The 11,906-nt window shown below is 41.3% G+C and carries 15 protein-coding genes; 2 read left to right on the forward strand and 13 right to left on the reverse strand.

Annotated elements, in window-relative coordinates; all coding sequences use genetic code 11:
• Nucleotides 1–219: 219 nt before the first annotated feature.
• The 6 genes from VF06_RS12110 to VF06_RS12135 all read right to left on the reverse strand — a co-directional run bounded on the left by VF06_RS12110 (nt 220) and on the right by VF06_RS12135 (nt 3,551).
• Nucleotides 220–594, reverse strand: coding sequence for a hypothetical protein (locus VF06_RS12110; protein WP_099066396.1), 375 nt, complete (start codon nt 592–594; stop codon nt 220–222).
• A complete protein-coding gene (locus tag VF06_RS12115; protein ID WP_099066395.1) occupies nt 584–1,591 on the reverse strand; it encodes an LLM class flavin-dependent oxidoreductase in 1,008 nt (335 codons plus the stop codon). The genes VF06_RS12110 and VF06_RS12115 overlap by 11 nt, the downstream gene beginning before the upstream one ends.
• A 193-nt stretch (nt 1,592–1,784) precedes the next feature.
• Entirely contained in the window at nt 1,785–2,120 is a 336-nt protein-coding gene (locus VF06_RS12120) for a hypothetical protein (protein WP_099066475.1), read from the reverse strand.
• Nucleotides 2,121–2,479: 359 nt separating this feature from the next.
• On the reverse strand, nt 2,480–2,791 hold the full coding sequence (locus tag VF06_RS12125) for a hypothetical protein (protein WP_099066394.1): 312 nt from the start codon (nt 2,789–2,791) through the stop codon (nt 2,480–2,482).
• Between the two features lie 2 nt (nt 2,792–2,793).
• Nucleotides 2,794–3,060, reverse strand: coding sequence for a hypothetical protein (locus VF06_RS12130; RefSeq protein WP_099066393.1), 267 nt, complete (start codon nt 3,058–3,060; stop codon nt 2,794–2,796).
• A gap of 83 nt (nt 3,061–3,143) precedes the next feature.
• Nucleotides 3,144–3,551: a hypothetical protein gene (locus VF06_RS12135; protein ID WP_099066392.1), complete on the reverse strand. Its 408-nt coding sequence runs from the start codon at nt 3,549–3,551 to the stop codon at nt 3,144–3,146.
• Between the two features lie 971 nt (nt 3,552–4,522).
• On the opposite strand from VF06_RS12135, the gene cysK reads away from it, so the two are divergent.
• Entirely contained in the window at nt 4,523–5,482 is a 960-nt protein-coding gene (gene cysK / locus VF06_RS12140) for a cysteine synthase A (protein WP_099066391.1), read from the forward strand.
• Between the two features lie 174 nt (nt 5,483–5,656).
• Here cysK and VF06_RS12145 read toward each other — a convergent pair whose 3' ends face one another.
• The 3 genes from VF06_RS12145 to VF06_RS12155 form a co-directional block, all read right to left on the reverse strand.
• On the reverse strand, nt 5,657–6,169 hold the full coding sequence (locus VF06_RS12145; protein WP_099066390.1) for an ArsC/Spx/MgsR family protein: 513 nt from the start codon (nt 6,167–6,169) through the stop codon (nt 5,657–5,659).
• A gap of 104 nt (nt 6,170–6,273) precedes the next feature.
• On the reverse strand, nt 6,274–6,885 hold the full coding sequence (locus VF06_RS12150; RefSeq protein WP_099066389.1) for a cysteine dioxygenase family protein: 612 nt from the start codon (nt 6,883–6,885) through the stop codon (nt 6,274–6,276).
• Nucleotides 6,886–7,178: 293 nt separating this feature from the next.
• Complete coding sequence (locus VF06_RS12155; protein WP_099066388.1) at nt 7,179–7,661, reverse strand: hypothetical protein; 483 nt, start codon at nt 7,659–7,661, stop codon at nt 7,179–7,181.
• Nucleotides 7,662–7,685: 24 nt separating this feature from the next.
• Between VF06_RS12155 and VF06_RS42595 the strand changes: the two genes are divergently transcribed.
• Nucleotides 7,686–7,817 carry a hypothetical protein gene (locus VF06_RS42595; RefSeq protein ID WP_257207471.1) on the forward strand — a complete coding sequence of 44 codons (132 nt, stop codon included), beginning with the start codon at nt 7,686–7,688 and terminating at the stop codon, nt 7,815–7,817.
• Here VF06_RS42595 and VF06_RS12160 read toward each other — a convergent pair.
• The 4 genes from VF06_RS12160 to VF06_RS12175 all read right to left on the reverse strand — a co-directional run bounded on the left by VF06_RS12160 (nt 7,791) and on the right by VF06_RS12175 (nt 11,643).
• Nucleotides 7,791–8,387, reverse strand: a complete 597-nt coding sequence (locus tag VF06_RS12160; RefSeq protein WP_099066387.1) for a cytochrome c oxidase subunit 3 — start codon at nt 8,385–8,387, stop codon at nt 7,791–7,793. The genes VF06_RS42595 and VF06_RS12160 overlap by 27 nt on opposite strands.
• 47 nt (nt 8,388–8,434) lie before the next feature.
• Nucleotides 8,435–8,782: a hypothetical protein gene (locus tag VF06_RS12165; protein ID WP_099066386.1), complete on the reverse strand. Its 348-nt coding sequence runs from the start codon at nt 8,780–8,782 to the stop codon at nt 8,435–8,437.
• A 106-nt stretch (nt 8,783–8,888) separates the two neighbouring features.
• Nucleotides 8,889–10,580 carry a cytochrome c oxidase subunit I gene (gene ctaD, locus VF06_RS12170; RefSeq protein WP_099066385.1) on the reverse strand — a complete coding sequence of 564 codons (1,692 nt, stop codon included), beginning with the start codon at nt 10,578–10,580 and terminating at the stop codon, nt 8,889–8,891.
• 76 nt (nt 10,581–10,656) lie between these two features.
• Nucleotides 10,657–11,643: a cytochrome c oxidase subunit II gene (locus tag VF06_RS12175; protein ID WP_099066384.1), complete on the reverse strand. Its 987-nt coding sequence runs from the start codon at nt 11,641–11,643 to the stop codon at nt 10,657–10,659.
• Nucleotides 11,644–11,906: the final 263 nt, after the last annotated feature.

An 11,906-nucleotide genomic window follows, 5' to 3' on the forward strand; every position in this document is an offset into this window, starting at 1 on the left:
AAATTTTATAACTTGGAAAGGTCAAAATATCAAAGTAAATAATTATTTTAAAATAGCAACACCCTGCACTCTAAGAGTACAGGGTGTGAGACAATATGATGTTTATTAGACTTCTTACAAAAGTCGGGAAAAGGGGGAAAGGTTTGTTATTTTCCCTTTCCCCTTTAACCTTTTCCCACAAGAGTGCAAAAAGCAATTGATTGCAAGAGGTCTATTGACCTAAAGCCAATCTCGATAAGCAGAGATTTCATTGACACCAATTTCAAAGGGCATTCCTTTACCAAATGGTGGATAAACGCGAATTTTGGCGTTAGTAGAAAACCTCTCTAAGCGATTACCTAACTGGGGAATATTGCTAACAATATGCCAGTAGGATACTATGTCAGGACAATCAATAATTAATGTGAGAATGTTAGCGTTTGTTGTCAGATACCACTGACAATTAGATAACAGTACTCGCGTAATGCGATCGCAGGCTAAATAAAAGCATTTGCCTACGGACTGTTCTAATTCCATCTGCAACATTCCATCCTCCCTTGTCACCTCAGTTGGAGGCAAATCATCGGGAGGTAGCAGGTGTAATTTAGAAGACATAATTTCGCACCTCTTGGTTGTAGCGCGTCAAACTCTCTAGGTTTTTTTGCACATCTAAAGATGAGGGTTTGAGTGCTAACGTACCTAAGTTTAATTCGTCCTGAAATTTCTTGATTTTGTCTCGACAAGTCTCCACATCACCAATAATTGAATTCTCAATCAAATAATCTTCATCGAAACAAATGTTAGTGCGATCGAATGCTTTTTGGTTGGGATTCGCACTATTTTGCATGACTTCGGCCGAATTAGCTTTCATTTTTTGGCTGAATTTGCGAATGAAAGGTAACGCTTCACTCACTGCCTCATCATTAGTTTTGCCAACATAAAAAAAGCGTGCCAGCACAAAATTTTCTGCACCCCTAGCATTTAACGCTTGATATTTGGCAATGGTACTTTTTAATCTCTGTAGGGAAAACGGCGGGCCACCCATCAAACTGAAGGAATGTTTGGCGGCAAACTCAATACCATCATCACCACCAGTGGCAACGTAGACGGGAATTTTTTGTTGCAATGGTTTGGGATAAATTGTTAGGCGATCGCATTGATAATATTGCCCGTTAAATGATACGTTAGTTTCATATAAAAGCTTTTCAATCAATGCCATTGCCTCTAACATTTTCGGACGCGATTCATTAGTTGGCGTTGCAAAATGCTTATTTTGTTGAGGGAAAGGCCCTCCTTTCGCAACTCCAAATAATAATCGTCCATTGCACAAGTTATCTAAAGTGGCGATGTCCTCTGCTACCCGAATTGGGTTATGAAATGGCAATAACACCGCCGCCGTGCCTAATTTGATACTTGAAGTCAATCCCGCCAAGTGTGCCATTAACACTAACATAGATGGGCTAAGATTGGATTCACTAAAATGATGTTCGCTCACCCAGGCTTCTTCAAAACCTAAGCTTTCTGCCTGTTTTATCAGCGTTACTTGCTCAAAAATGGCACGATGAGCATTTTGGTGATGATTGTCGTAATTGCAGAAAATTCCAGTTTTCATTACTTGCGTTGATACTTTTTACCCACCGTGTGTGCTGGCTGTTTTAGTAGTCTAGTCAGAATTCAGAATTGAGGAGTCAGGAGTCAGAATTCAGGAGTTAGAATATCGTATTGGACTCCTAGTAAATTCTGATTTCATGTCCAACTAATCACTTGTGATTCAAATCTCTCCCTTGTCAGAGCGTCAACTTCTGTTAAGTAGCAACCCACTGCAACTCTAACCATAGGCGTGGATTATTTTCTTTGAGTTTCGACATTGGGTCGCGTAATAATCGCTTGCTATTGATGCAAACTACTTGCACTAGACCCATGTTGTCTGCTACTTCTCGCAGTATTTCTTTTTGAGCTTGCACATAAGGAATCATTTGATCTGAGCAATAAATTCCTATATATTGCAAACGTCTTGCAGGTCGTCCCCAAAAACAGGTAATCACTTTCACATAACACCCGTCTAGTAATTCTCCAACTTTGGGATAGTAGTGGTTGACGACTCTTGTGAATTCTTTAGCTAAGATGTCTTCAGCAATCATTTCAACTGATATTTCTGTAGCGTCGGTCACTCTAATTTAATATAACATAATCTTGTCAATTAAATATGACAATTTACGTTATGTAATGGAAAAAAATATTAAATGAGAATTCAGAATTCAGAATTCAGAACTCAGAATTCATAATTTAGGTTGTGTTTTGTGATGAGTATTTATTGATGTGCGTTAGCCTCCGGTATACTAACGCGGCTTCAATTTTCTGGGTGCTAAATTCTAAATTTTGTTGCATATTAAACAAAAAGAGATATACCGATGTGGTACACCTCTTTTTAATTCTGATTGTTGAATTCTGGATTCTGAATTCTGAATTCTGAATTCTTCTTTTTAATTTTTAATTGTTATTATCTGGCATTGCGTTCGCAAACTAAAACTTCAGCGACAATATCCGGCAGATTTACTAAATCTGTAAATCCTTCAGAGCCATGAATTGGTGAAATAAAGGTATAGTTTGGATCGCAAACTCCATTGTCATACACTTGAATAAACCAGCGATCGGGAAATCCTTCTACACCTAGTTCTACAATGTACCAACTCTCGCCCATGAGACGAGAGTTAAAGATTGTAAACCACTCTCTATTTTCTTCTGAAATGTTCCAATCTGCCATAAGTAGCTCTAAAGCTATTTGTCCGGCATCAGTTGAAGTCAACAGCATTTTTACTCCTTATTAGCAACTTCCGAGTTGGGAACTTCAGGATATAAACCTAATTGTTTCGCTAGTTCGCGGGCTACAAAAAATAAAAATTTTGCACCATCTTGATTGCCTTCATGGGCGAACATCGTTGCTACTTGTAGCATTGTTTCTACTAAACCAGCATCTATTAATTCTGGCTGAGTTTCTAAAATTTCTGGTTCTTGACCATTAGGGCATCTTAGTAATTCATCGATTAGGTTAAAATACAAGTTTTGGCGTTGTTCTGTCATGATAATTTTCTAGATTGGAAGGGAAAAAATTGAAGCTTTGCCAGAGAATTAGAAATATTTACATAAATCTAATAATGCCCAAACTACTGTTCAATACTTTGCTGCCACAGTCTTTCCAACATTTCAACTTGTTCTTTTAAAACAGCAGCGCGATAAACAAGATATCTGTCATAAAAGATAATAGCTAACCCAACACAAATGGGGGTTAACACGAAGAACCATTGTAGGATTGTGCCAAGTTTATATTGCTCAGTAACAGTTAGCATTTTATTAACTAGATTTGGCTCAGAAGTTTGTACTTTAGTCTGAGGTAATGGTATATTTTTTGTTTGGGTAGCTACATCAGTTTTACTCACTTCACATGTCTTATTCTGTGATTCTAATAACTCAATATGTCGCTCCCAAATAATGCCAAATACTACTAGTTCTGGAGAAAGCACCGCTAAAGTAACTACACAAACTGTAAGAAAGTTTAAAAATTTGGCTTTCATTTTGGCTCTCCCTTGCTAGGTAGTATGCACCCAGTAAGAAAATATCTTTATCAAGCAGGGAACAGGGAACAGGGAACAGAATTAAAAGTCTCTTGAGATTATGACTTTGTTTTTAAAGTTTGTATCTTGTTTACCTGTAATCTGTTATATTTCTACTTTTCAAACAATTCTGATGCTAAAATATGTGTAGAAGGTAATTTTATAATTATTAATTGTCAGTTATTTGTCTAATTATCGCTGACCATTAACCATTGAGAAACTACCAAACTTTTCACAAAAAATAGGAATTTTTACTGAGAAATAACACCCTCATATCCTGGAATGTGTTTTTATCTTCCTCTCAAAGAAGAGATTAAGAAGTCCCCCCTAGTTCGCTAAGCTTTCGCTTAGGAATGTTGGGGGGTAGAGGGGAATCTCTGCGTAAATCCTATACGATTTATATCAGCCACCTTCCCATAAAATAGTTTATCCCAGCCTCGTTAAGATTATTAAATTCATTAAAATAGTACTCAACGCCTGTAACGATTGCCTGATGGTAATTTTAAAAATTCATTGGGGTATGGGTGCTAGTGTTTTTGGGATGGGGTTCTAGTATTTTCGAGGTGGGGTGCTGGTGTGTGGAGTACTCAATGGTAAAGCAATGTAGATAAGGATTTCAGGCTTTTTTTTTGACATTTTGAGTGAATTAAATTTGTACTCAAAACAAAAGATTAATGTCTGTTGATAAGGATAAACTCAATCAATCAAAAAAACAATTAAAATTTTTGAGATTAATTTATATTTTCATAACAAACTGAATTATCTTGACTAAACATCTTGGAAAAGTTCTTCTGAAACTTATATATTGTGTGTTTTAGTTAAAATACATAGCATATACACTCACTTGCACTAAACTACAAAACCAATACACAAAAGCTTATTGTTATAAATAGATACTTTGCACTAGGATTTAGGATTTTAGGAGTTAAATAATGCGGATTGCTAAAGACGTAACAGAACTCATCGGACGAACTCCTTTAGTTGAACTGAACAAAATTCCCCAAGCCGAGGGAGTCTTAGCAAGAATAGTTGTCAAACTCGAAGGTATGAACCCAGCGGCTTCAGTGAAAGACCGTATTGGCTTAAATATGGTACTCGCGGCAGAAGCAGAGGGTTTCATTCAGCCAGGAAAAACCATTTTAGTAGAGCCTACCTCTGGTAACACAGGAATTGCTTTAGCAATGGTGGCAGCTGCGCGGGGCTACAATTTAATTTTGACAATGCCAGAAACCATGAGCAGCGAACGAAGGGCTATGCTCAGAGCTTATGGGGCATCTTTAGAGTTGACACCGGGTGCTGAGGGAATGCGAGGAGCAATCAGAAAAGCCGAAGAAATTGTAGCTAATACCCCCAATGCTTATATGCTGCAACAATTCCGCAACCCTGCCAACCCCAAAATTCACCGCGAAACCACCGCTGAAGAAATTTGGGCTGACACAGACGGACAGGTAGATATTCTGATTGCGGGAGTAGGTACTGGTGGGACGATTACTGGGATTGCAGAGGTAATTAAAAGCCGCAAACCGAGTTTTCAAGCGATCGCAGTTGAACCCAGCAACAGCCCAGTTCTCTCAGGTGGTGAACCAGGCCCCCATAGAATTCAAGGCATTGGAGCCGGATTTGTTCCAGATGTTCTTCGTCTAGAATTGATTGACGAAGTAATTAGAGTCAGCGACGATCAGGCGATCGCATTTGGGCGACGCTTAGCAAAAGAAGAAGGCCTATTATCTGGAATCTCCTCTGGTGCAGCCTTGTGTGCTGCAATTCAAGTAGGTAAACGCAAAGAAAACGCCGATAAATTAATCGTGATGATTCAACCTTCCTTCGGCGAACGCTACCTCAGCACCCCCATGTTTCAAGATTTATCCTTAGAAACAGCCACCGCCCGTTAAAAATAATAAAGGCTAGTAGTCTGACAACTCAAAAATGCGCTTGTGAGGACTGGGGAAAGGTAAAGGGGTAAAGGGTAAGGGATTTAAAACCTTTCCCCTTTCCCCTTTGCCCTTTCCCCAATAAAGATGCACCCCTTTTCCCATCTCTTGCAAAAAGCAATGAAAGCAAGAGGTCTAATGACTACAACTACCTTGCTTTTGCTGTTCTTCACCATGATGCTTACAACCACCTTGTTCGTGATGATGGTGATGACCGTGCTTAGCATTGTGGGCGCAGCCTTGTAAATCCTGACTCATGAGATTTTCGCTCATTTCTCGGAAAGATTCATCCACAGGCTTCAAGCCAATCCAAGCATCAATCTTTTCAACATCAAATCCTACCTCACGGCGATCGCCTACTTCTAATAAAGGACGGCGAATCAACAGCGGATCTCTCAGCATTAGTATTACAGCAGTGTCAGCATCAATTTTTTCCGGAACTATCTCACCAGATTTTACCCGTGGAGAGGAACGATTAAACCAGTCGGCAACGGGGCGATCGCCAAAAAATGAACGCAACCTCTCAACTGTCCAAGGTTCTGTTAGCAAATCGTATGCTACCACTTCATGACCAGCAGCAGTGAGCAAAACTTTTTGCTTAGTACCACCTTTACAGCCTGGTTTACTATAAAAAATTACTCTTGCCATGCTACTACCTCTGATATCAATTCGCAATTTGGGCGAAGAAGACGCGATTCATCGCGTCTCTACAAGGGATTCTGAATTCTGAATTCTAGATTCAGAATTCTCTTTTAAAATTTCCTCGCGTTATTGGTAACCGGGTCAAACTCAAATCTTTCTTTTGGATCGGTTTCACCGTAAATGTTAAAAGTTACAGTAGGTTCGTCACCTAACGCTTCTACACAGTGAATTGCATCGGGAGTAAAGCTAATAATATCTCCTGGAAACAGAGTTACTTCTCCCGTATATTCAATTTTGTCTTGAGATTCTGAACTATGAGTGCGTTGCCAAAAAGTATTTTTTTCCTCACCTTTTAACACCGCCACTACTCCCCACGTTCCATGATTATGAATAGTTGATTTGGTTCCTGGTGCAAATGTTACTGTTTGCACCGTCAACGGAAAACCCAATTCATCGTATAGGAGTAAAACAGAGGTTCCAGTTTTGGGAGAAGGTTCTAAATACTGACTCCGCACCCAGTAGGAATTGACGATCAAGCGCCTAACGAGCATCCGAATTTCTGGCAAACAACTAGATTCATCTTCTACATTATTGAGAACATCTTCCACCTCAGTTAAAAACCGATAAACGCGGTAATTATCTCTCAATAAATCCCATGCCCTCACAGATTTACAAGCTTGATACCGACCGTCTCCCGTTAATAGCCAATCCCTACCTTGCATAACTTTTAAAATCTCATCTGAGAAGATTGGATGATAATAATCGGCGAAACATTGGGAAGAGTACCTATCGCTGGCGTAGTAGGTATGTAAATCGGAGGAAATATTGGATTATTATTACTCGCATTTCCTAAAAGAGGAAAAGACGAAGATGAAGTAGAAAACCAATTGTTCATGAATGTTCACCTTGATTGGAAAAGGGCATTGGGGAATTAAGAGTTAAGAGTTAGGAGTTAGGAGTTAGGAGTTATTTTCACTGCCCCATCTCCCCATCTCCCCATCTCCCCACACATTAATTAATCCTCTTCTGCTGGACGAGTCAAAATATCCAGGAGAATTCCGGCTCCGAAATCATGCTTTTCGTCTATCTCTTTGACTCTAGTGCTGATTTCTTTTGCTTGGTCTATTGCTCCTAACTTTGCTAGAACTAATCCAGAAGCAGCATAAGCATTTAAGTACAATCGAATTTGTGGATCTTCTTTGCGATTGACTAATATGGGCTTAAGTTGCTCCCAGTCGTCAGGGAATTTTTCTAGTTCTTTAATTTTATCTAATAATTTCGTTGTTGTTTGCAGTGCGAGAGAATAATTATTTTTATAGTAAAAAAATCTATACGCTGCTACTAAAACATCTGTATTGTCACCAGTTTTAGCCAAGGCTTGTTGAATATATTTTTCCGATTCTGATGTATTTTCCCAACTTTGTGCAGCTAGAATTAATAAATTTTTGACATCATCAGGAACCTGAAACCATGAGAATTTGTTTGTATTGAGTTGCATATTGGATTATGGAGAGGTGGGGAGGTGGGGAGATGGGGAGATGAGGAAGATGGCTTCGCCAAGGGGAAAGGGAAAAGAGAGGGATCTTTCTTTTCACCTTTGCCCTTTGCCCCATGCCCCATGCCCTATTTAAAACAGTGTCAGAATGTACACTAAAGTGAACAGCACAATCCAAATAATGTCTACGAAGTGCCAGTAAATTTCTGCCATTTCGATGAAGGTGTGATTTTTGGCAGTGTATAGACCGGGAATACGCGATCGCCACAACACAGCTAAAATTAACAACAGTCCCACAAATACGTGCAAACCGTGGAAGCCTGTCATTAAATAAAAGCAGTTGGCGAACACATTGGTAGTCAGGCCGTATCCTAAAGTTGCGTACTCATAAGCCTGACCAATCAAGAAAATTGCTCCCATGATGGCAGTAATTGTGTACCACAGTTGCATTCCCTTGACATTATTCTTTTTAATCGCTGTATCACCGAAGTGAATCACGAAACTACTAGACACCAGAATAATGGTGTTAATCGTCGGCACAAATAACTCAACTTCCGTTCCTTCCGGCGGCCAAACCGCCGTAGTGCTGCGGAAAAACAAATAGGTGGCAAAAAATCCTCCGAACATTAGAGATTCAGAGACGAGGAATGTCAACAGTCCCCAAACTCTTAAATCTGGATGTTCCTCGTGATGTCCTGCACTTTCATGTTCTGTTGTCGCTATAGTCATAGATTTGTTGGCAAAAAAGTATTGGGGACTGGGGACTGGGAATTGGGCTAATATCTTCCATGATTTTTAACTAGCCCACCCAGAAATAAATCAGGGGTTGCGAGTTTTAAAGCTGGAGTTCCGAGTTTTAAGCTTGGAGTTCCAAGTTCTAAACGAGAACATTCTGGTTTGAAACGAAAACCTTCTAGTTTGAAGCGAGAACATTCTGGTTTGAAACGAGAACCTTCCGGTTTGAAACGAGAACCTTCCGGTTTGAAACGAGAACCTTCCACTTCTAAGGGATTACCAACAAATAAATTACCCAATCTTGTGAGATAAACATCTTGTCCGCCCCTCCTTACAGGCGGGCGAGACGCCCACCCCACAAGAAAAGTTGAATTTTTTTTGATTTGCAAATCCCTAAGCTTGAAACTCCAACTTCTCAAATGACTCTGCGTACCTCTGCGCTTACCTCAGCGCCCCTTTGCGTTTAAATTTCAACCCTCAATTCACCACAAAAGCTTAAACACTAGCTTCCGGTGTCGCTGCTGGTTCTACTTCATGACTATGACCATTACCGTAGTCATAAGGGCCATGAGTCACAACTGGCAACACTTCCCAGTTTTCAATGGCAGGTGGCGAAGTAGTTGTCCATTCCAAAGTCAAACCATTCCAAGGATTATCCCCTGCTGGCTGTCCTTTAATCCAACTTTGAATAATATTGATGGTGAAGGGAATCACTGATATCCCTAAAACAAATGAACCAAAGGTACAAATTTGATTGAGGTCGATAAATTGGGGGTCGTACATTGCGACTCTGCGGGGCATTCCTTGTAAACCCAATTCATGCATCGGTAGGAAAGTTAAATTCGTGCCGATGAAGGTAAGGAAAAAGTGAATGCGTCCCCAGGTTTCATTCAACATCCGCCCGGTCATTTTGGGGAACCAGTGATAAATACCGGCGTAAATGCCAAACACGGAACCGCCAAAGAGAACATAGTGGAAGTGCGCGACTACATAATAGGTGTCGTGGACGTGAACGTCAAAGGGGGCTGTGCCCATTGTGACGCCGCTTAAGCCGCCCATCACAAACATCGACAACAAGCCAATGGCGAAAAGCATCGCGCTGGTGAAGCGAATTTTGCCGCCCCAGAGGGTAGCAACCCAGCCGAAAATCTTGACGCCAGTGGGAACGGCAACCAGTAAGGTGGAAATGGTGAAGAACATCCGCATCCAACCGGGTGTACCACTGGTAAACATGTGGTGTACCCAGACAAATAAACCAACGACGCAAATTGCCACACTGGAATAAGCGATCGCTTTATAACCAAAAATCGGCTTGCGGGCGTGAACTGGAATCACTTCGGACATAATACCGAAGATGGGCAGAATCATTAAATATACTGCCGGGTGGGAATAAAACCAGAATAAGTGTTGGTAAATTACTACATTACCGCCTGCATCTGGTTTAAAAAAGGAAGTACCAAAGTTGAGGTCAAACAATAGCAGAATTAAACCTGCTGCTAACACAGGTGTGGAAAGTAGTGCGAGGATGGAGGTTGCTAAGATTGCCCAGCAAAACAAAGGTACTTGATCCCATTTCATGCTGGGAACCTTCATCATCAAAATGGTGATCGTAAAGTTCAGCGAACCCAAAATTGAAGAAGTTCCCACCAAAACGATCGCCAATATCCACATGGTTTGGGCGATGGGTGCTGTCACCAAGCTCAAAGGAGGGTAAGCTGTCCAACCCGATTGCGAACCGCCAAACAGAAAACTACCTAATAACAGTAATCCGGCTGGTGGGTTTAACCAAAAGGCGATGGCATTTAGCTTCGGGAAAGCCATATCCCTAGCACCAACCATCAGCGGTACTAAGAAGTTACCAAAACCCCCAATGGCGCTAGGCACAATCCACAGGAAAATCATAATTGTCCCGTGGTTGGTCATGAAAGCGTTATACAGATTGGGATCGAGTAAATCTGCATCAGGTGTTGCTAATTCGACGCGGATAGCCATCGCCATCAGTCCGCCGATGAGGTAAAACACAAACGCCGTCACCAGGTATTGAATACCAATAACCTTGTGATCGATATTAAATGTAAAATAGTCTTGCCATTTCCACGCCTGTTGATGAGAGGTGTGGGCCATGGCCAGAGTTTCCGATTTCTTTTCCTCTGGTGGAGTGTTCGGTGGAAATTCTACCTGTGTCATATTTTTTCCTGCTATGCAGAGTTCACGGTCAAATGTCCAAAGTGTTGACTGTTGACTGTTGACTGTTAACTGTTGACTATTGCTTATTGCCTGCCATAACAACTGACTCTAGAGTTGCAGCACTAATCCCCATATCATGTACATGAGGAGCAAGAAACTCTGATGTTGATAACTCAGCAGGCTTAACAGCAACTACTTGATGTGGGTTTTGCTTTTGAGCAACTTGGTTTTCTGTCAACCAGGTTTGATATTCTTCTGGTGTGTGGACAATTACCTGTGTCCGCATTGAGCCGTGGTAACCACCGCACAATTCAGCACAAACTACGGGATATGTGCCTGGTTTGGTGGCGACAAATCGTAATTCGGTGGGAATTCCAGGAAGCGCATCTTGTTTGATGCGGAAGTTTGGCACCCAGAATGAGTGAATTACATCAGTTGCTGATAAGTTGAGTTGCACGTCAGCACCCACGGGAATGTGCAATTCTCCCGAAGTAATGCCACTTTTTGGATAGTTAAAAATCCAAGCGTACTGCATACCTTGGACATCAACAACTAAGTCAGCTGGTTTACCTTCAGCAGAAGGAGACGCGCCAAAACCAATTGTTGGGGCTGTTGTGGCTTCGGGGGTATCATTGAGGGTAGCTGCAATGGCACTTCCACTCATCTGATGAACATGAGCTACTGAATGGGGATGACCCGCAGGCTCAAAACCTCCCATGCGGTTAAAAACATCTACACTGTAGATGCCCAAACACACGACAATAATTGTGGGAATTGCTGTCCAAAAAACTTCTAAAGGCAAATTGCCTTCCACTGGTAAGCCATCGGTGTCATCTCCTTTGCGCCGACGATACTTAACCAAAAAAATCACAATTGTTCCTTCTACCACCAAAAACAAAGCAATGGCGATGGTAAACATGACATTGAAAAAACCATCTACCAAAGGCGCTTGTTGTGATGCTTGTACCGGTAGTAGAGTGTGGTTTTGACCAATCCAAATGCTAATTGCTGTGACTACTATCCCAGCAACCAGAGTCCATAGTGAAACAGGAACTTGTTGCATACATACTACCTGCTCTGTAAACCGTCTTTCAAGGTGTGATTTTCTGGGTATTGAGCATTGGGCATTGGGCATTGGGCATCGGGCATGGGGCATTAATTATTCTCCGCGTCCCCGCGTCCCCGTGTCCCCGCGTCTCCCTTACTCCCACCCTGCGGGTTCGCGCTAGCGTCTTCCAAAGAGAAGCTAAAGCTACATTTCCCGATTCCCTTTCACAGGGCAGTGTTTTTTGTTTTCACTTAATTAACTTTCTAACGTGTAGCTAT

Source organism: Nostoc linckia z4 (assembly GCF_002608075.1).
Lineage (GTDB): Bacteria > Cyanobacteriota > Cyanobacteriia > Cyanobacteriales > Nostocaceae > Nostoc > Nostoc linckia.

What these genes read in the sequence shown, in the direction of transcription:
- VF06_RS12110 (WP_099066396.1), bottom strand. Translation starts at nt 594, where the DNA reads ATGTCTTCTAAATTACACCTGCTACCTCCCGATGATTTGCCTCCAACT.
- VF06_RS12115 (WP_099066395.1), bottom strand. Translation starts at nt 1,591, where the DNA reads ATGAAAACTGGAATTTTCTGCAATTACGACAATCATCACCAAAATGCT.
- VF06_RS12120 (WP_099066475.1), bottom strand. Translation starts at nt 2,120, where the DNA reads ATGATTGCTGAAGACATCTTAGCTAAAGAATTCACAAGAGTCGTCAAC.
- VF06_RS12125 (WP_099066394.1), bottom strand. Translation starts at nt 2,791, where the DNA reads ATGCTGTTGACTTCAACTGATGCCGGACAAATAGCTTTAGAGCTACTT.
- VF06_RS12130 (WP_099066393.1), bottom strand. Translation starts at nt 3,060, where the DNA reads ATGACAGAACAACGCCAAAACTTGTATTTTAACCTAATCGATGAATTA.
- VF06_RS12135 (WP_099066392.1), bottom strand. Translation starts at nt 3,551, where the DNA reads ATGAAAGCCAAATTTTTAAACTTTCTTACAGTTTGTGTAGTTACTTTA.
- cysK (WP_099066391.1), top strand. Translation starts at nt 4,523, where the DNA reads ATGCGGATTGCTAAAGACGTAACAGAACTCATCGGACGAACTCCTTTA.
- VF06_RS12145 (WP_099066390.1), bottom strand. Translation starts at nt 6,169, where the DNA reads ATGGCAAGAGTAATTTTTTATAGTAAACCAGGCTGTAAAGGTGGTACT.
- VF06_RS12150 (WP_099066389.1), bottom strand. Translation starts at nt 6,885, where the DNA reads ATGCAAGGTAGGGATTGGCTATTAACGGGAGACGGTCGGTATCAAGCT.
- VF06_RS12155 (WP_099066388.1), bottom strand. Translation starts at nt 7,661, where the DNA reads ATGCAACTCAATACAAACAAATTCTCATGGTTTCAGGTTCCTGATGAT.
- VF06_RS12160 (WP_099066387.1), bottom strand. Translation starts at nt 8,387, where the DNA reads ATGACTATAGCGACAACAGAACATGAAAGTGCAGGACATCACGAGGAA.
- ctaD (WP_099066385.1), bottom strand. Translation starts at nt 10,580, where the DNA reads ATGACACAGGTAGAATTTCCACCGAACACTCCACCAGAGGAAAAGAAA.
- VF06_RS12175 (WP_099066384.1), bottom strand. Translation starts at nt 11,643, where the DNA reads ATGCAACAAGTTCCTGTTTCACTATGGACTCTGGTTGCTGGGATAGTA.